Source organism: Ensifer adhaerens (genome assembly GCF_001270265.1).
Classification (GTDB): domain Bacteria; phylum Pseudomonadota; class Alphaproteobacteria; order Rhizobiales; family Rhizobiaceae; genus Ensifer; species Ensifer adhaerens_B.
Genome location: NZ_LGAP01000005.1, coordinates 164,899 through 184,112 on the forward strand (window position 1 = coordinate 164,899; position 19,214 = coordinate 184,112).

Annotated in this window: 18 protein-coding genes; 10 read left to right on the forward strand and 8 right to left on the reverse strand. The window is 63.4% G+C overall.

Annotation, left to right across the window (positions count from 1 at the left end; translation table 11 throughout):
* The first annotated feature begins 51 nt into the window (after positions 1-51).
* From AC244_RS12105 to AC244_RS12140, 8 genes are all read left to right on the forward strand, one after another.
* On the forward strand, positions 52-2,574 hold the full coding sequence (locus AC244_RS12105) for a heavy metal translocating P-type ATPase (protein WP_053249071.1): 2,523 nt from the start codon (positions 52-54) through the stop codon (positions 2,572-2,574).
* A gap of 111 nt (positions 2,575-2,685) precedes the next feature.
* Entirely contained in the window at positions 2,686-3,156 is a 471-nt protein-coding gene (gene cueR / locus AC244_RS12110; protein WP_053249072.1) for a Cu(I)-responsive transcriptional regulator, read from the forward strand.
* Between the two features lie 94 nt (positions 3,157-3,250).
* Complete coding sequence (locus AC244_RS12115; RefSeq protein WP_152975923.1) at positions 3,251-3,661, forward strand: hypothetical protein; 411 nt, start codon at positions 3,251-3,253, stop codon at positions 3,659-3,661.
* 326 nt (positions 3,662-3,987) lie between these two features.
* Positions 3,988-5,439, forward strand: coding sequence for a TolC family protein (locus AC244_RS12120; RefSeq protein ID WP_053249074.1), 1,452 nt, complete (start codon positions 3,988-3,990; stop codon positions 5,437-5,439).
* 14 nt (positions 5,440-5,453) lie between these two features.
* Positions 5,454-6,803: a multicopper oxidase family protein gene (locus tag AC244_RS12125; protein ID WP_053249142.1), complete on the forward strand. Its 1,350-nt coding sequence runs from the start codon at positions 5,454-5,456 to the stop codon at positions 6,801-6,803.
* Between the two features lie 38 nt (positions 6,804-6,841).
* Entirely contained in the window at positions 6,842-7,327 is a 486-nt protein-coding gene (locus tag AC244_RS12130; protein WP_053249143.1) for a plastocyanin/azurin family copper-binding protein, read from the forward strand.
* 26 nt (positions 7,328-7,353) lie between these two features.
* Positions 7,354-7,626: a copper-binding protein gene (locus tag AC244_RS12135; RefSeq protein WP_053249075.1), complete on the forward strand. Its 273-nt coding sequence runs from the start codon at positions 7,354-7,356 to the stop codon at positions 7,624-7,626.
* 81 nt (positions 7,627-7,707) lie between these two features.
* Entirely contained in the window at positions 7,708-8,172 is a 465-nt protein-coding gene (locus tag AC244_RS12140) for a DUF411 domain-containing protein (protein ID WP_053249144.1), read from the forward strand.
* Between the two features lie 27 nt (positions 8,173-8,199).
* On the opposite strand, the gene AC244_RS12145 is transcribed toward AC244_RS12140, so the two are convergent.
* Positions 8,200-8,880, reverse strand: coding sequence for a phosphoribosyltransferase (locus tag AC244_RS12145; RefSeq protein WP_053249076.1), 681 nt, complete (start codon positions 8,878-8,880; stop codon positions 8,200-8,202).
* A gap of 192 nt (positions 8,881-9,072) precedes the next feature.
* On the opposite strand from AC244_RS12145, the gene AC244_RS12150 reads away from it, so the two are divergent.
* On the forward strand, positions 9,073-10,254 hold the full coding sequence (locus AC244_RS12150) for a M20 aminoacylase family protein (RefSeq protein ID WP_053249077.1): 1,182 nt from the start codon (positions 9,073-9,075) through the stop codon (positions 10,252-10,254).
* A 113-nt stretch (positions 10,255-10,367) separates the two neighbouring features.
* Complete coding sequence (locus AC244_RS12155) at positions 10,368-11,420, forward strand: alpha/beta hydrolase family protein (RefSeq protein WP_053249145.1); 1,053 nt, start codon at positions 10,368-10,370, stop codon at positions 11,418-11,420.
* A 56-nt stretch (positions 11,421-11,476) separates the two neighbouring features.
* Here the strand turns inward: AC244_RS12155 and AC244_RS12160 are convergent, their stop codons facing one another.
* The 7 genes from AC244_RS12160 to AC244_RS12190 form a co-directional block, all read right to left on the reverse strand.
* The gene (locus AC244_RS12160) at positions 11,477-13,237 is read right to left on the reverse strand and encodes an adenine deaminase (protein ID WP_053249146.1); all 1,761 of its coding nucleotides are present in this window, start codon (positions 13,235-13,237) and stop codon (positions 11,477-11,479) included.
* A 17-nt stretch (positions 13,238-13,254) separates the two neighbouring features.
* Positions 13,255-14,178 carry a nucleoside hydrolase gene (locus tag AC244_RS12165; RefSeq protein ID WP_053249078.1) on the reverse strand — a complete coding sequence of 308 codons (924 nt, stop codon included), beginning with the start codon at positions 14,176-14,178 and terminating at the stop codon, positions 13,255-13,257.
* A gap of 6 nt (positions 14,179-14,184) precedes the next feature.
* Complete coding sequence (locus tag AC244_RS12170) at positions 14,185-15,213, reverse strand: ABC transporter ATP-binding protein (RefSeq protein WP_053249079.1); 1,029 nt, start codon at positions 15,211-15,213, stop codon at positions 14,185-14,187.
* Positions 15,206-15,985 carry an ABC transporter permease gene (locus AC244_RS12175; RefSeq protein WP_053249080.1) on the reverse strand — a complete coding sequence of 260 codons (780 nt, stop codon included), beginning with the start codon at positions 15,983-15,985 and terminating at the stop codon, positions 15,206-15,208. The genes AC244_RS12170 and AC244_RS12175 overlap by 8 nt, the downstream gene beginning before the upstream one ends.
* A complete protein-coding gene (locus tag AC244_RS12180; protein WP_053249081.1) occupies positions 15,982-16,809 on the reverse strand; it encodes an ABC transporter permease in 828 nt (275 codons plus the stop codon). Before AC244_RS12180 ends, AC244_RS12175 begins: the two co-directional genes overlap by 4 nt.
* 108 nt (positions 16,810-16,917) lie before the next feature.
* Entirely contained in the window at positions 16,918-17,940 is a 1,023-nt protein-coding gene (locus AC244_RS12185; RefSeq protein ID WP_053249082.1) for an ABC transporter substrate-binding protein, read from the reverse strand.
* Positions 17,937-19,022, reverse strand: coding sequence for a LacI family DNA-binding transcriptional regulator (locus tag AC244_RS12190; protein WP_053249083.1), 1,086 nt, complete (start codon positions 19,020-19,022; stop codon positions 17,937-17,939). The genes AC244_RS12185 and AC244_RS12190 overlap by 4 nt, the downstream gene beginning before the upstream one ends.
* Positions 19,023-19,214 lie beyond the last annotated feature (192 nt).

Sequence of the window (19,214 nt, forward strand, 5' to 3'; positions counted from 1 at the left end):
ATCGTTGGAAGCCCCATCTTCCGATAAAAGAACAGGAAAAGGACCGCGATCATGGGATCAGTGACCACCATCGAAACGAAGAGCGCCGTAGCAATTCCCGGCGATGCCCTGACGGCCAGCATACCTGTCGAAGGTATGACATGTGCTTCGTGCGTCGCGCGCGTCGAGAAGGCCATCCGCGCGGTCCCAGGGGTCACGTCCGCCTCCGTCAACCTTGCAACCGAACGGGCCGATGTCCGGTTCGATGGAACGACCAAGACCGCCGACATCGTCAAGGCGATCGAAAACAGCGGTTATGGCGCCGCCGAGGAATCGATCGAACTGGCAATCGACGGCATGACCTGCGCCTCCTGCGTCGCCCGCATCGAGAAGGCACTGAAGGCGGTGCCCGGTGTCACGCACGCCAATGTCAATCTGGCGACAGAGCGGGCATCGGTGCGCCTCACCAAGGGCATCGCGACATCAGCCAGCCTCGAAGAGGCCGTGCGCGCTGCCGGTTACGACGCCAAGCGCATCACCGGCGACGAGAGCAGCGACGAGGAAGCCGAAAAGCGCGAGCGCGAAACTCGGCGCCTCAGCCGCTCGCTATTGATCGCCGCAGCCCTGACGCTGCCGATCTTCGTCCTGGAAATGGGCTCGCACTTCATCCCGGCCGTGCACGACTTCGTCATGATCAATATCGGCATGCAGGAGAGCTGGTACCTGCAGTTCGCATTGACGACGCTCGTCCTCTTCGGCCCGGGGCTTCGCTTCTACCAGAAGGGTATCCCGGCCCTTTTGCGTCTCGCGCCCGACATGAATTCGCTCGTCGCCATCGGCACGGCAGCCGCCTGGGGCTATTCGGTCGTTGCTACCTTCGCATCCGGGCTTCTGCCCGAGGGCACGGCAAACGTCTACTATGAGGCCGCAGCCGTCATCGTGACGCTGATCCTTCTTGGCCGAGTGCTCGAAGCCCGCGCCAAGGGCCGCACCTCCGAGGCGATCAAGCACCTGATGGGCCTGCAGGCAAAGACGGCGCGCGTCGTTCGCGACGGGGAAACGATCGAGATTCCGCTCGCCGACGTTCATGCGGACGATACCGTGCTGGTGCGTCCCGGCGACCGCGTGCCGGTCGACGGAACCATCCTCGACGGCAATTCCTATGTCGACGAGTCGATGATCACCGGCGAGCCGGTTCCTGTCGAGAAGATCGTGGGCGCTGAGGTGGTCGGCGGCACGATCAACAAGACAGGATCCTTCACCTTCCGCGCGACCAAGGTCGGTGCCGATACGGTGCTTGCGCAGATCATTCGCATGGTCGAACAGGCCCAGGGCGCCAAGCTGCCGATCCAGTCGCTGGTCGACCGGGTAACGGCGTGGTTCGTTCCCGCCGTCATCGCTATTGCCGCCGTCACCTTCGCGATCTGGCTCGTCTTCGGCCCGGATCCGGCTTTGACCTTCGCACTCGTCAACGGCGTCGCGGTGCTCATTATCGCCTGCCCCTGCGCCATGGGCCTTGCGACCCCGACCTCGATCATGGTCGGCACCGGTCGGGCCGCCGAAATGGGCGTGCTCTTCCGCAAGGGCGAAGCGCTGCAGACGCTGCGCAATGCCGAGATCATCGCCATCGACAAGACAGGCACGCTCACCAAGGGCCGTCCGGAACTGACCGATCTCGACACATCAGCCGGTTTTGACCGCAACGACGTGCTCGCACTCGTCGCCGCCGTCGAAACCCGATCGGAACACCCGATCGCAGAAGCAATCGTCGAAGCTGCCAAGACCGAAGGCATCGCCATCCCCACGCCAGCGAACTTCGAAGCCGTTCCGGGCTTCGGCGCCAGCGCCGTGGTGAATGGGCGGAGCGTCCATGTCGGCGCCGACCGGCTGATGGCCCGGTTGAAGCTCGACGTCTCGGTGTTTGCCGACCAGGCGGCCCGTCTCGGCTCGGAGGGCAAGAGCCCGCTCTATGCGGCGATCGACGGCAAGCTTGCCGCCATCATCGCGGTGGCCGATCCGATCAAGGAAACGACGCCGCAGGCGATCCGCATGCTGCACGATCTCGGTCTGAAGGTGGCGATGATCACCGGCGACAACCGCCGTACGGCTGAAGCGATCGCCGCCAAGCTCGGCATCGACCAAGTCATCGCCGAGGTGCTGCCCGATGGCAAGGTTGCCGCCCTGAAGCGCCTGAAGGCCGACGGCCGCGCCGTCGCCTTCGTCGGCGACGGCATCAACGATGCGCCGGCCCTTGCCGAAGCCGATGTCGGACTTGCGATCGGTACCGGCACCGATGTCGCGATCGAAAGCGCCGATGTGGTGCTGATGTCCGGCGACCTCCTGGGCGTGCCAAACGCGATCGCCCTGTCGAAGGCAACGATCCGCAACATCAAGGAAAACCTGTTCTGGGCCTTCGCCTATAACGCGGTTCTGATCCCAGTGGCAGCGGGCGCGCTTTATCCGGCCTATGGCCTGCTGTTGTCGCCGATCTTCGCCGCCGGCGCGATGGCGCTTTCCAGCGTCTTCGTACTTGGCAACGCACTTCGGCTGAGGGGTTTTCGCGGCATCGTCGCGGAAACGCCGGCGGCGCGATGACATCAACGCCTCCTCTCCCCGGCGGCTCCCGCCAGCATGGCGCCCGCCGGGGGGAGTTCCTATATTCGATCCGAATGCCCGCGCTTTGCGCGCCTCTCGAAAGGTGAAGCCATGAACATCGGCGAAGTCGCACGCGCCTCCGGCGTCTCGACCAAGATGATCCGCTATTACGAAACGATCGGCCTCATTCCGCCGGCCGATCGCAGCGAGGCCGGTTATCGCAACTACGGCGACAACGATGTCCACACGCTGCGCTTCATCCGCCGCTCCCGCGATCTCGGCTTCACCGTCGAGCAGATGGCCGACCTCCTGACGCTCTGGCGCGACCGTTCGCGCGCCAGCGGCGAGGTGAAGAAGATCGCGCTCGAACACGTCGAGATCCTTGAGCGCAAGGCGGAGGAACTGAAGGCGATGAGCCGGACGCTCAAACATCTGGCCGCCAACTGCCACGGCGACGGCCGGCCGGATTGCCCGATCCTCGACGACCTCGCCGACATGGCGAACGAACCCGGCAAAGCGCCGGAGCCTGCGCGCTTCGGCCCGGCAGGCATTGACCCGGTCCGCAACCGCCGACAGGCCTGAGAACAAAGAAACCGGGCCCGCGGCTCACGCATTCGTGAGCCCGAGCCCTGCCGGCAGCATTGACAGGAATCGAGAGCGTTTCTACGGATTGATGATGGAACAGGCACGAAATGCATATCAGCGTCTGCTGACGATGCTCAAGCTGGTGACGATGCTGTCGCTGGCTGTGCTGCCCTTTTCCAGCGCCGCCGGCATGACCCATGCCGCATCGCACGCGGCGATGCAGATGCACGCGGCGATGCAGCCGGATGCCTCGGTCGATATCAGCGCGCCGGCGCAGAGCGAGCACTGCCTGGAGGCAGACAGCGGCAAGACAAAACCCACCGGTGATAGCGGCAAGGCCGACAAGAAGGACTGCTGCAAGACGTTCTGCGCGTCTGTCGCGGTTCTTGCCGATGCCGGCGAAGCCCGGTTCGGCGTGCCACGCGCCACCTTGAGCTTTGGCCTGCAGTCGCAACTCAACCCCGGCGACAGCGCCGGTCTGCACCGCCCTCCAAGAGCCTGATCCCGTGAACAGCTGACCGCGTCTCGCGGTCAAGGTCTTGGCCTGCCCGGCTTTGCCGGTCGGATACCGATATCCATCATTCACATGTCAGGTTGAACCATGAAACGTCTGTTTCCCATGGCGCTCCTGCCCATATTTTTGGGCGGATGCGCGACGACTATGCCGGCTGAGGTCACAAGCCTCGCCGATCCCTCGGAGAGTTCCGCTGGTGTCAACGGCCAGGCCTACCGAAGCCCCGTTGCCGGTTATGTCCACCGCGAGCCGGTTGGCCCAAAACCTTGGGTGCCGCTCAACGACGCCCAATCTCCCGCCAAGGGAGAGGCATCATGAGCAGGCAAAGGTTCAAGCTTGCCGCGATCATCGGCTTGCCTTTGGCGCTTGCCGGCTGCGCGACAAACGCGGAGTATTCGGCAAATGATGCCGGTTTCACTGCCGTCGAGGCCAAGGTCGGCGCCGGCACGGCGAAGAAAAGCGTCTGGATCCAGAACCGCGAGCAGGCCGAACAAGCCGGAGCCCAGGTGAAGGCTCTGCTGGCACGCAAAACTGTCGACGCCGATACCGCCGTGCAGATCGCGCTTCTCAACAACAAGGGCCTGCAGGCCGCCTATGCCGATCTCGGCGAGGCGTCGGCGGATGCCTGGCAGGCAACGATGCTCCTTAACCCGACGGTTTCGATCGGCACCACCGGGATCGGAGCACCGGAGCTTGCAGCCTATCGGGCCATCGAAGGACTGGTCACCACCAATATCCTGGCGCTCATGACGCGCGAGAAAACCATCGCCGTCGCGGACGCACGCTTCCGTCAGGCGCAGCTTGCGGCGGCCTTGCAGACACTTGCGCTTGCGGCGGAGACGCGCCGCGCATGGGTAGAGACGGTTTCGGCCTGGGAGACTGTCGCACAGCTCAACCGAGCGCAGGCCGCAGCCGACGCATCCTCCGAACTCGCCGCCAAGCTCGGAGAAACTGGTTCCATGGGCAAGGGCGACCAGGCACGCGAGCACGTCTTCAATGCCGAACTCGCCGGCCAGGTGGCGGAAGCCCGCCTTGCCGCACGCCTTGCCAAGGAGAACCTCACCCGGAAAATGGGGCTTTGGGGCGGCGACGCCGATTACGAGGTGCCGAACCGGCTGCCTGATCTGCCGAAGACCCTTTCCCGCCGGGACAGCATCGAGGCCGAAGCGCTCAAACGCCGTGTCGACCTGCAGATGGCTCGCCTCGACCTCGACGCCGTGGCAAAATCCTATCGGTTAACGGAGGCGACACGCTTCGTCACCGATCTCACGCTCGTCGCAGGCGCCGAAGCCGAGCGCGAACGCGAAGACGGGGACACTAAGGTCGAAACCACCGGCCAAGCGGAGCTGGAGTTTTCCATCCCGATCTTCGACAGCGGCCAGGCGCGCTTGCGCAAGGCCGAACTCGCGCATATGCGCGCCGCCAACCTGCTTGCCGAGAAAGCCGTCAACGTCCGCTCGGAAGCGCGGTCAGCCTACCAGGCCTATCGTTCGCGCTACGACATCGCCCGGCACTACCGCAACAATGTCGTGCCGTTGCGCACGAAGATCGAGGAGGAAGCCACCCTCAGCTACAACGGAATGATCACCAGCACTTTCGAGCTGCTCGCCGACACGCGCGCAAAGGTGAACTCGGTGATCCTCTCCATCAACGCCAAACGCGACTTCTGGCTCGCGGACGCCGATCTGATGACGGCCATCCATGGCGGCGGTGCAGAGAGCGCGGAGGTTGAGACGGCCGCACCCGCAGCGGCCGATGCGGATTGAAAGGGACCATGACCATGTTCAACAGACGACAAATCCTCGGCGCAGGCGCGGCACTCGTTTCCACCACGGCCTGGGCACAGACCTCGACATCCGGCCTGCCGGAGGCGGCAGGCATGGACAATGCCGCCACACAAAAACCGCTTGTGCCGACGAGCGGCCCGGACTACCAGCCGGTCGTCACGCTCAATGGCTGGACGCTGCCGCACCGGATGAACAACGGCGTCAAGGAGTTCCACCTGGTCGCCGAGCCGGTGGAACGCGAGATGGCCGACGGCATGACCGCCTACCTCTGGGGCTATAATGGCCAGTCTCCGGGTCCAACGATCGAGGCGGTCGAGGGCGACCGGGTGCGCATCTTCGTCACCAACAAACTGCCGGAGCACACCACGATCCATTGGCACGGCATGATCCTGCCATCGGGGATGGATGGTGTCGGCGGCCTGTCGCAACCGCATATCCCGGCGGGCAAGACGTTCGTCTACGAGTTCGATCTCGTGAAGTCCGGCACGTTCATGTACCATCCGCATGCCGACGAAATGGTGCAGATGGCCATGGGCATGATGGGCTTCTTCGTCATCCACCCGAAGGATCCGGCCTTCATGCGCGTCGACCGCGACTTCGTCTTCCTGCTCAACGCCTACGACATCGACCCGGGCACCTATGTCCCGCGCATCATGGAGATGACGGACTTCAACATGTGGTGCTGGAACAGCCGGATCTTCCCGGACATCGACCCGCTGGTTGTTTCCAAGAATGATCGGGTGCGGGTGCGCGTCGGCAACCTCACCATGACCAACCATCCGATCCACATGCACGGCTACGATTTCGAGGTGACCTGCACCGACGGCGGTTGGGTCCGCCCGGAAGCCCGATGGCCGGAGGTCTCGATCGACATTCCCGTCGGCGCCATGCGCGCCTATGAGTTCGATGCCAAGTACGAAGGCGATTGGGCGATCCATTGCCACAAATCGCACCACACGATGAATGCGATGGGCCACGATATCCCGACCTTCATCGGTGCCGACAAGACCCAGGTCGCGGCCAAGATCCGCAAGATCAAGCCCGACTACATGCCCATGGGCACGGCCGGGATGGCCGACATGGGCGAAATGGAAATGCCGCTTCCCGACAACACGATCCCGATGATGACGGGCTGGGGCCCGCACGGTGCGTTGGAAATGGGCGGCATGTTCTCGGTGGTGAAGGTGCGCGATGGCATCTCCGCCGGCGATTACAGCGACCCCGGCTGGTACGAAAACCCACCGGGAACGCAGGCCTGGGAATGGACCGGCGCGCTGCCGGAGGCCACCCGCGCAACCGATGCCAAGACAGTGATCACGCCGCCGCCCGCAAGAAAAGGCTGACCGCCATGACCTCTACCAACGCAACCAAGGAAACCAAGATGAAGACGACACTATTCGCACTGGCGTTCCTCGCCGCATCCTCACTCGCCTCGCCGATGCTCGCCAGTGGCTCCCACGCCGGCGGCCATGATGCCATGTCGATCGGAGAGCCGGGCGACGCCAAGAAGGCGACGCAGACTGTGCGCGTGACGATGAAGGAAACCGAAGACGGCAAGATGATCTTCACGCCGGCCAGCATCAAGGTCCGCCAGGGGCAGACCGTGCGCTTCGCCATCAAGAATGTCGGCGAGCTCGAGCATGAGTTCGTGCTCGACGACAAGGCGCAGATCCAGGAACACAAGGCAGCGATGGAGAAGTTTCCGGACATGGAACACGCTGATCCGAATGCCATCCGGCTCGAGCCCGGCAAATCCGGCGAGATCGTCTGGACTTTCACCAACAACGGCACTTTCGAGTTCGCCTGCCTGGTCCCTGGCCACTACGACGCCGGCATGCATGGGCCGCTCGAAGTTGTGAAGAAGTAACCGTAACCCATTGAAAGGATGACATCATGAAAACGTTTGTAACGTTGCTCGCCACCCTGGTCATGGCCGTATCGGCCCATGCGGCGGAATTCACCAAGGGAACGGTCAAGAAGCTGGATACCTCGGCCAAGAAAGTGACGATCGCCCATGAGGATCTCAAGAACCTCGACATGCCTGCCATGACCATGGTGTTCCGGATCAAGGATGAGGCGATACTGGCCAAGCTGAAGGAAGGTGCCGCGATCGAATTCGTCGCCGACCGGGTGGATGGCAAGCTCACCGTGACCGAGATCAAGTAATCCAATGCCCAAGGCCCGGTATAACAACAATTCCGGGCCTTGGGCGACCAAGCCGAACAGCCAAGAAAGGAGCGTCCGATGATGGACGTCAAACGCAGACATTTCATCGCCGGTGCGATCATGGGCATAACGATGCTCACAGCCGGCGTGGCGATCGCAGCAGGCCCGATGACGGTCTACAAGGATCCGCAATGCGGCTGCTGCGAACAATGGGCGGAAGCGATGGAAGCCGCAGGCTTCAAGGTCGACATCCGCGATGAAGCCGACATGACGCCGATCAAGACACGGTTCTCCGTTCCGGCCGACATGGAGGGTTGCCATACCGCCGTCATCGACGGCTACGTCGTCGAGGGGCATGTGCCGCTCGAGGCCGTGCAGAAGCTTGTGTCCGAAAAGCCGGATATATCAGGCATTGCCGTGCCCGGCATGCCTTCAGGTTCGCTCGGCATGGGCAACGACCCGCAGGCGTCCTACGATGTCTACACCATCGCCAACACCTCCAGCGCAGCGGGGACCGTCTACTACAAGGTGCGGCCGGCGCAATAGCGCCCTGACACCACGGCCGGCATTTCCTCAGGCGGCGCGCCAGGCGCCGTCTTCTGCTCGAGCCAGCAAGGGCGTGCGGAACACACCGATCACGCGTTCCGGCCAGGGCGTTGCGAGATCGGCCAGAGGCTGTCGCCAACGCTCGGTCTGCAGCATGGCCGCACCAATCGCGATCGGCTCCACGCCGCAGGTCTCCATCAGCGTCAGGCCGGCAACGATCGACGTGCCGCTGGAGATAACATCATCGATGAGCACCACTCGCTTGCCCTCAAGCAGCAGCCGCATGCGCGGATCGACGTAGAGCCGCTTCTTCTGGTCGGGCGTGGTGATCGACGACAGCGGCACGGAGAGATCATCGACATACCAGAACTTTCGCGACGTCCCGAGCGGCACGTAACGCGCATGTCCGAGCTTGCGGGCAACGGCGGCGGCCAAAGTCAGCCCCAGCGTCGGCAGGCCGGCGATAACATCCGGTTCGAACGGCGCAAGCCTGGCAGCCAGTTCCGTTGCCAATGCTTCTTCGACCGCAAAACTCGCCTGATTGATGATAAGCGACGCCAGCGCGTGTTTGCCATCGGAGAGTTGACGGATCGGCAGCAGGATCTGGCGACCGTCTGCAAGAGTTGCTGGGAAGAAATCGCGATAACCGCTTCCAGTATCGAAACTTTTCGGCGGAAATACATCCTGCCAGAATTCATGCGGCTGCATCGGTACTGTCCTCTTCTGCGCCACTCAGGCTTCGAACGAAGGCGATGAAAATACCGGACCACTGTTCTGGTTCCGGCGGTTTTCGTCTATACCGTTTACCACTTCGATCAAACCGAAAGGGCGCCCCGACAGACGCAAATCTGGGGAATTCGTTGGCCCTTCTCCAACAGACATGCAAGGAACTGCCAGACAATGCGCGTGCCAGATGGGATCACCAACGACCTGCCCTTCCTCACCGAATTCCGTCGCGATCTGCACGCCCACCCGGAGCTTGGCTTCGAGGAGGTTCGCACAAGCGATCTGGTCGCGAAACTGCTTGAAGAAGCCGGCCTTAAAGTCCACCGTGGCCTTGGAAAAACCGGTGTAGTCGGCACCTTGCAGATCGGCAACGGCACCCGCTCGATCGGCCTGCGCGCCGATATGGATGCGCTCGCCATGCCCGAACTTGGCGAGCGGCCGTACAAGTCGAAGGAAGCCGGCAAGATGCATGCCTGCGGCCATGACGGCCACACCGCCATGCTTCTTGGCGCCGCCCGCCAACTCGCCAGGACGCGCAATTTTTCCGGCACGGTGCATTTCATTTTTCAGCCGGCCGAAGAAGGTCGCGGTGGTGCGAAACGCATGGTCGAGGATGGCCTCTTCCGGCTTTTCCCCTGCGACGCGGTCTACGGCCTGCACAACATGCCCGGCCTCGATCCCGACGAGATGGCCGTGGTGGCGGGACCGCAGCTCGCCTCTTCCGACAGCTGGCGGCTGACCTTCCGCGGCGTCGGCACCCATGGCGCCAAGCCGCATCTCGGCCGCGACCCGGTGACGGCAGCCGGCACCTTCCTCGCCTCGCTGCAGTCGATCGTCGGCCGTGTCGTCGACCCGCTGCAGCCAGCCGTCGTCAGCGCCTGTTCGGTGCGCGCCGGCGACCCGAAGGCGCTCAACGTCATCCCGGATACGGTCGAGATTGGCGGTACGGCCCGCGCCTACACGCCTTTGGTCCGCGACCAGCTTGAGGAAGAGATCGGCCGTCTGGCGCGAGGCACGGCCGAGATGTACGGCATCCAGGTCGACTACGCGTTTGAGCGTCGTATTCCGCCCGTGGTCAATGACGCCGATGCGAGCGAACGCGCGCTCTCGGCAGCCCGCGCCGTCTTCGGAGAAAAGACGCGAACACAGTTTCCGCCATCGACCGCCGGCGACGACTTCGCCTTCTTCGGGCTCGAAGCTCCGGGGTGCTACGTCTGGCTCGGCAACGGACCCGCCGTCGATGGCGCCCTTCACCACAACACGGCCTATGACTTCAACGACGCGGCGATCGGTCCCGGCGTCAGCTTCTGGACGACATTGGTGGAACAGGAGCTGAGTGCTTCGGCAGACCGTTGATCAGGGAACGTGTTGTCGAAAAATGTCGGCGACCTTGATTGCGTTTTAGGTCTCCAACGCAAAATAGGCCGGGCACAGTCCGGTGGCGAATACCCGCGCCAATGGAGACTTTCATGCACAAATACGCCCTATGCCTCGCCGTATTGACATGCTTCGCCGCGAGCACCGCGCTCGCCGGTCCGGTCGGCTTCAAGCAGACGACGCTGGCGGATGCCAGCAGCGACCGGCCTCTGGACGTCGCCATTCTGTACCCCGCTGCGAACGACGGAAAAACCGAGATCGTCGGAGAGACGCCGGCCTGGACCGGCTTGGCGTTGGCGCGTGACGCAACGCCCTTGCCGTGGCAACACCCGCTTGTCGTCGTATCGCATGGCTATGGCGGGACCTGGCGCAACCAGCTCTGGCTCGCCGATCAACTCGCGCGCCGCGGTTATGTCGTCGCGGCTCCGAACCATCCGGGGACAACCGCCTTCGACCGTTCGCCCCGTCAGGCCGCCCGGCTTTCGGAGCGCCCGCGCGATCTTAGCCGCGCCATCGATGCGGTGATGGCCGACCCGGCAATTGCCGGCAGCATCGATGCGTCCCGGATAGCGGCAGTCGGCCACTCGCTCGGCGGATGGACCGTCATGGCCATCGCCGGCGCACGGTTCGACGAAGGACAACTCCTGGAAGACTGCAAATCGAAGGCAAGCCCGATCGCCTGCAAGGTCTACGATGAACTCGGCATCGAGCAGACCACCGGAGCGGCAGCGCAACTCGGGATGGATCTCGCCGACAGGCGGGTAAAAGCCGTCGTTTCTCTCGATCTTGGTCTTGCGCGCGGGTTTACGTCGGCAAGCCTGGCGACGGTGCAGATCCCGGTACTCGTCGTCGGTGCCGGTGTCGAGGTTGGCGCCAGATCCGCGAAACTGGAATCGGGCTATCTCGCCGACCGGCTGCCGCAGAGCACGTCTCGCTATCTCGAGATAGCGGACGCCGCGCATTTCAGCTTCCTGCAAATTTGCAAGCCCGGCGCCAGGGCGTTGATCGAGGCGGAAACGCCGGGTGATGGCGTCGTATGCGACGACGGTGACGGTCGGGATAGAGCGACCATTCATCGGGATACGGCGAAGGCGATCGCAGGCTTTCTCGACACGACCTTGAATATTCAGCAGCCACTGCGCTAGCCGTTCCGGCGAGCGCAAAGACAAGCGAGGCGGCAAGCGTCGCCCCGCTTGATGCATCAAAGCACTTCGAGCACCGGGTTTTCGAGAAGCTTTCCTGTTACCACATCGGCGATGCCGCGATCGGTCTGGTGCGGTCCTGCATTGCAGGCAAGCGTTGCTCCGAAGCAGGCCTTGAAGACGAGGTAGGGCGGCTGCCAATCCACGATCCGCCCGACAGCGTCGCGCAGCGTGGCAAAGCCGGCTGACACATCGGCCAAAGGCGCATCGGAGACGAGGCCACACAGCGGCAATGGTAGCACCGCGTCGATCTTGCCTGCGGATGCGACAGCCATACCGCCACCGGCGGCGATGACGGCATTGGCCGCCACCATCATGTCGCAGGCATTGCCGCCGAAGACCGTCAGGTTGTGGCTGTCGTGCGAAACGGTGGTCGCGAAAGCGCCGCGCCACTCTCCCCAACCGGTGAGCAGCCCGACGCGCGGCCGGCTATCGCCGCGGCCATGGCGATGGGCAACGACGATCAGCGTCGCGCCTTGCGGCGGAACGACAAAACCGTCCTCGACCTCGGCCAGAACCTCGCCCCATTGGGTAAAGCGGGGGCGATCGATCGTGGCCACACGCACCTTCAAACCCGTCGCCGGAATGGCGAAATCGGTCTCGCGCAACGGTTCGATCTTCATCGTGCCGACAAGCGCCTCGACGTCGGCTTGCGGCAAGGCATCGATCATTCGTCCGGCCAATGCGACCTGTTTACCGCCCGCGATGACCGTGCGTGCGCGAAAGTCCGAGAGATCCTCGAAGATCACGATATCCGCCCGCCTCCCCGGAGCCACGAGGCCGAGGTCGACGCGGCCGAGGCGAGCGGCGGCGTTCAACGTCGCGGCGCGCAGCGCCCATTCGGGTTTCAGCCCGTAGCGCACGAGCCGTCGCACCACGTCGTCAAGCCCACCGGCGCGATCGAGATCGTCGGGAAAGACATCGTCCGTGCAAAGCGTCACGGTCTGCGGAAGGTGGCCGAGAGCATTCAGCGCCTCGACGAACTCGGGCAACAGGTGATCGTGCGAGCCGCGCAGTTCGATCGAAAGCCCTGCGCGTAGCTTGGCCAGCAGATCTTCCGAGGAAACCAGTTCGTGATCCGAGCTGACGCCGGCGGTCACGAAGGCCTGCAGGTCCGCACCGGCAAGGCCGCGCGCATGGCCGTTGACCGGCTTGCCCGCGGCAAGCCCTGCCTGGACGATCGCATGCATGCGCGGATCACCATCGATAACGCCGCGCATATTCATCATCTCGGCGATGCCGCCGATCTCAGGCCAGGAGAGCATGGTAGCAACGGCATCGGCATCGAAGTCGGCGCCCGCCAGTTCGAGGCCCGGAGCGGACGGGACGCTGGAAGGCGCCAGCAGAACGCAGCGCAGCGGCAGGTCGGCGATGGCATCCGCAGCCCAGCGCACGCCGGCCATGCCGCTGACATTACCAAACTCGTGCGGGTCCCAGACTACAGTCGTGACGCCACGCGGCAGCACCGCATCGGCATAGGTCCCGGGCGTGACCATCGAGCTTTCGACATGCATGTGCGTGTCGATAAGGCCCGGCGACAGGAAAGCGCCTGAGGCATCGACGATCGAGGCGGCATCGCTGCGGGTGCCAGGAGCATGAACACTGGCTATCAGCGGACCGACAAGGCCCACGTCGGCAGCGCGCTGTTCACCGGTGACCATGTCGACCACGACGCCGCCGGTGATGAGCATGTCGAACGCCGCGCCCCCTCGCGCCGCTGCGACGGCGCGTGCGCGTAGCGCCGGATCCATCAGATCCATCGGTTCCTGCGGCCGCGTCACTTGGCGGCTTCCTTCATCAACGCGCCGAGGATCTGGGCTCGCGCCGCCTCAGTATGCACGTCGGTGGCGTATTCGGCGTTAAAGGCTGCATGGCTTTCACGAATCTCGACCACCGTGCGTCCGCGGGTCAGCGTGCCTGCAAGCTCCGCGTCGATGCGCGCGTTGCGGAAGGAGACCGCGCCGGGATTGACGAATGCGACCGCGGCGGTCGGATCATAGATCGCCATGCCCGGACGCCCGCGGCTTGTGCCGATGGAGACGTAACCGGACAGCAGATCGGCAATCAGCGCGGCATTGACACCGCCTGCAGCACGAATGGGTGCAATATCATCGGGATAGGCGAAGACCTTGCGGCAGAGGTCGAGGTCGACCATGCGCAACGGCAGTTCGTGCGCCAGCACGATCGCCAGAGCTTCCGGGTCTGCGAAAGCGTTGAATTCAGCGGAAGCGGTATGGTTGCCACTGGTGACGCCACCGCCCATCCAGGTCAGATCGGTGATCTTCGCCGCCAGGTCCGGACGGGCAAGGCAGAGTGCCGCTAGGTTGGTCAGCGGGCCGAGCGCCAGGATACGCCTCGGCTCTTCGGTCTCCTCCAGCCAGCGGCAGAGTGCGGCAAAGGCATCGCTGACCGGCAGCGCTGGCGCCGCCGGCAGCGTCAGGCCGGCGGTCGGCATGCCGGTTTCCCCGAGGATCCGCTCAGCCGTCTCCAGCTTGCCGAGCACGGGCAATGCACGTCCCTCATGGATGGGGAACGTCCAGCCGAATGCCATTGCCGCGCTGGCGGCATTGCGCTTGACCTGTTCGAGCGGCGTGTTGCCGAAGACGAGCGAGACGCCGTCAATCGTCTCATTGGCATGGAGAACGACGAGCACCGCAGCGATGTCGTCGAAGCCCATATCGGTATCTATCCAGATTCCCATTGCTGGTTACCCGAACCGCTCGAGCCGTGCCGCCTTGGCGACCGGCAGATCGAAGGTAAGCTCCGTGCCCGGCTGATGCGCGGCAAGGCCCGCATCCTCCTCGGCCTTAATCGCACCGAGCGGCGTATCAAGCAGGTATTCGCGTGTGCTGCCAGAGAAAGAGGCTCCGCGCACAGTGCCTTGGAAAGGACCTGAACCAAGGGTCACCATGCGCGGACGCCACGCAAACCCTGCCGTGTCAGGCGGCAGGGATTCCGAAAGAGCAATCGGACCGTTTGCGGCTTTGAGCTTGCCGCCTTCGACCGCGAAAATGTTCTCGAAGCCGACGAAGTCGGCAACGAAGCGGGAAACAGGACGATTGTAGATGTCCTCGGGCGTGCCGATCTGCTCGATGGCGCCGTTCAGCATCACCACGATCCGATCGGCGAGCGACAGTGCTTCGCCCTGGTCATGGGTGACGAAGATCATCGTCACGCCGGTTTCCTTCTGGACGCGCTGCAACTCGGTGCGCATCTCAAGGCGAAGCCGGGCATCGAGGTTCGACAGCGGCTCATCGAGCAGCAAAACCTTCGGCTCCATCACCATCGAGCGGGCAAGCGCCACGCGCTGCTGCTGACCGCCGGAAAGCTCGGCCGGCTTACGCGCCGCGAACTTCGACAGGCCAACGGATTTCAGGCCGGCGGTCACGCGCGTCTCGATCTCGCTTGCCGGCAGCTTCTTCAGGCGCAGACCGAAAGCGACGTTCTCGAAAACCGACAGATGCGGAAAAAGCGCATAGGACTGGAATACGAGCCCGACCGACCGCTTGTTGGCGGAGACCCGCGTGATGTCGGCACCGTCGAGGCTGATACGGCCCGATGCCGGCGTCAGCAGTCCGGCGATCGAGCGCATCGTCGTCGTCTTGCCGCAACCGGACGGACCAAGGAACGCCACCAGTTCGCCCTTGCGGATCGACAGGTCGAGATCCTTCACCGCAACGGTATCGCCATAGGCGAGCGTGAGTTTTTCGAGGCTGAGGAAGGGAGCGTCAGACATAGCGGGAAAATCCTAGGAAGCGTTCGGCAAGGAAGACAATGCCGATGGACATGAAGGCGAGCAGCGCCGAAAGGGCCGCAACCGACGGGTCATAGGTGATCTCCATGTAGGAGAGCATGTCGATCGGCAGCGTGCGGACGCCAGGGCCGGAGAGAAACAGCGAGACCGGCACCTGGTTGAAGCTCGTCACGAAGCCGAGGATGAAGGCGGCGAGGATGCCGCTGCGAATGTTCGGCATCACCACACGGAAGAAGGCGCCGGCGCGCGAAGAGCCGAGTAGGACCGCCGCCTCCTCGATATCGGAGCGCAGATTGTTGAGGCTCGCCGACACGACGCGCACGGCATAGGGCAGCACCAGCGCCGTGTGCGCAAGGAACAGCGCAAGCGTGATGTTGAAGCCGAACGGCACGACGATATAGCGCAGCAGCGCAAGGCCGACGATGATGCCCGGCACGATGATCGGCAGGGACACGATCGTGCGGACGGTCTCGCCGAAGGGCAGCTTGTAGCGCGAAAGGGCGTAGGACGCGGGAATGCCGAGCACCAGCGCCATCGCCGTACCGCCGATGGCAAGGAACATCGACACGGCGAAGCTTTCACGGAAGCTTTCGACGGTGAAGACTTTGGCGACCCATTTCAGCGAGAACCCCTGTGGCGGGAAGGCCAGGGTCTCGCCGCCCGACAGCGACGCCGCAACGATGATGAAGAACGGCCCGATCAGGAAAGCGATCACCAGAAACAGGACGAGGGGAGAAAAGACGCGGGGGGTCATCGCTTGTTCCTCGCGGTGGCGAGCCGTTTCAGGAGTAGATTGGCGGCAAAGCTCATGACGATCAGGATGAAGGCAATGACGCTCGCCGCGACGAAATCATTGGCGACGGTAACGCGCTGATAAAGCAGCGTCTCGAGCATCAGCACCTTGGAGCCGCCGAGGATCGCAGGCGTGATATAGGCGGTCAGCGAACCGGTGAAGACCAGCGTTCCGCCAATGACGAGACCTTCCTTGGTCAGCGGAAGGATGACCTTCCAGAACACCTGGAACCAGTTGGCGCCCAGCACCCGCGCCGCTGGAATGGCGTCCTTCGGCATGTTTTCGAGCGCGCTGATCAGCGACAGGATCATCAGCGGCAGAAACAGCTGCAGCAGGCCGATGAACACGGCTGTCTCGGTGAAGAGAAAGCGGATTGGTTCGTCCGAAAGGCCGATGAGCTGCAGCGCCTGGTTGACGATGCCGGTGCGCCCGAGGATGACGATCCAGGCATAGGTTCGCGCGACAGACGAAATCATCAGCGGCAGCACGACGAGGCCGATCATCTGCCCCTTGTTGCGTGGCGAAAGATTGACGATCGCGAAGGCTGCGGCATAGCCGATCACGGCAGAGACGGCCGTAACCATCAGCCCGAGCCTGAACGTGCGCAGGAAGACGGTGCGGTTCAGCGGGTCGGTGAAGAAATCGACATAGGCGGTGAGCGACCAGCTGTCGGCATTGCGAAAGCCTTCGGCAAGCAGAATGACGACGGGCGCCAGAAAGACGATCGCTGCAAAGACAGCCGCCGGCAAAGCGAGCGCCAATGCCTCGGCGCGGTTGTGAAACATCCCTGGTCTTCCTTTCGTCGCGTTCATTCATTGCGGGGTCGGCCAGGTGCGCCGGACAGCCCGCAAAACTGCCCCCACCCTTAGGGATGGGGGCTTTTGTCGGTGGTGCTACTGACCGACCTGAGCGTTCCACTCGGAGAGCCAGGCTTCACGGTTGTCGAGAGCGACTGCCGACGGGATGAGCTTGAGGCTCTTCACGGTTTCCTCGCCATAGGTGAGGTTTTCAGCGATCTCCGGCGCGACCTTCACGTCCTTGTTGGCTGGGCTGTCGACCAGCTTTTCGGCAAGGGCCGTCTGGATTTCGGTCGAGAGCCAGAAGTCCATGAATTCCAGCGCCAGGTCCTGGTTCTTCGCGCCCTTGGTCAGAACCATGACGTTCATGCCCCCGGTCTGGCCTTCCTTCGGCGTCGCCCACTTGATCGGCAGGCCGAGCTTGGTGAAGCCCTCCCAGGAGAAGCGGCCGATCGGAGCGGCCCAGATTTCTTCCTGCTGCATCAGTTGCACAAGCTGCGAAGACTTGACGTAGAAGGTGACGATGTCGTCCTTCTTCGCGCCGACGGCGGCAATGGCTTCCTTCAGATCTGGCGTATTCTTGCCGATCGCCTCACCGACCATGTAGAGCGCCGGCGGGCCCTGGTTGGTGGTGACGTTCGGGAAGGCAACGTGGCTGGCGTTCTTCTCGTCAAGCAGGTCGGCCCAGGAGTTCACTTCCATCTTGTCGGAGCGATAGACGATCGACGTTGCGTAGAAGGTGTAGCCGACGCTCATGCCGTCGCCGTTCGGATCCTTGGCGATATCGTAGAGCTTGTTGAAGTTCGACAGCTTCGTGTTGTCGATCTTCTCGATCAGGCCGGCGCGCGAGGCCGAGAGAGCGTCAGCCATGGAGACGACCGCCATGTCGACAACCGGGCTCGCCTTGTTGGCTTCCATCTTCGCCAGGCGCTCGACGCTGTTGCCGGTCTCCACCACCAGCTTGCAGCCGCACTTGGCTTCGAAGGGCGTGTAGACCAGCTCCTTGAAAGCGTCCTGGGCAAAACCGTAGACGGAAATGGTCAGCGTCTTTTCCTGGGCGGAAGCGGCATTGGCGCCGACGAGCAAAAGCGCGCTGGAAGCGAGCAGGATCTTCTTCATGGCTGGTGTTCTCCTTCTGGGGCTGAGGTTCTGGCGTTGGCAGTCGTCTGGGCAGGTTGGAATTGTATCCTGGGCGGTGCGGCGCTCGATTGCCGCACGACCAGCTGCATCGGCACTTCGGCGTCGTCGGCGGTCACTGGCGCGCCGATGGCAGCGTCAGCCGGATCGCGCTCGCCGATCGCCTTCACCAGCGCTTCGACGGCGATCGCGGCGATCCGGGTCATGTCCATGCGCGCCGTGGTCAGTGCCGGCGTCACCACCGGCGACCAGATGAGATCGTCGAAGCCAGTGACGCTCGCCTTTTCCGGCACATTGATGCCGGCGCGCTGCAACTCGGTCAGCGCGCGAAGCGCGTGAAGATCGGAGACGCAGGCAAAGGCGGTAAAGCCTTCCGCGACCTTCTCGGCGAGGCCGAGCGGACAGCCTTTTCCCTGCTCGCGCTCAAGCGGTTCGATCCAAAGGGTCTCGACGAATGCACCGTCGGCAAGCACCGAGCGAATGCCGCCGATGCGATCGTTCTGCACGTTGGAGGCCGGATTGTTGCCGATGATCAGAACGCGCCGGTGGCCAAGCGCCTTCAGGTGTTCGGCGATCTGCCGGCCACCGCCCCAATGGTCGGCGGCAACCGTGTTGCCCGGTGTCGACGGCGTATCGATAACGGCGACGGGACAGCCGACATCGGCGATGCGCGTTCCCCGCCGAGGCACGATCACCATGCCGTCGACATCACGATCGATCAATCGCTCGATGGCTTTGGTCTGGGTGGTGACGTCACCGCGGGAGTCGGCAATCAGAACGCCGTAACCGGCCGAAGACGCCGCAAGCTCGATGGCCTGTGCGATCTGCGGGAAGAGCGGATTGGCAATATCGGGAAGAACGAGCCCTATGACTGCAGTGCGACCGGTGCGCAGCGCCCTGCCCGCAAGGCTCGGGACATAGCCGAGTTCAGCTGCCGTCGCGCGGATCTTCTCGGCCAGCTCGGCAGAGACACGCCCCTTACCGGAGAGCGCGTTGGAAACCGTCGCCGCGGAGACGCCCAGTGTTCTGGCAATCCTCGTCAGTTTTGGTCCCGAACGCGCCAAGGCCGTGTTGTCCGCTATCGATGATTAAACGATTAATCAGGCGATATATCAGAATTCGTTCACTGTCGAATCCTTTTGCCGGCTGTCGAAAATTTTATGCTTTTTTGAGGCGCTCCATCTGTGGACAGACAGCGACGCATGACGCGACGATCATCCCTGCCCCGCCTCGTCAAAGCGCACCTATACCGGGTG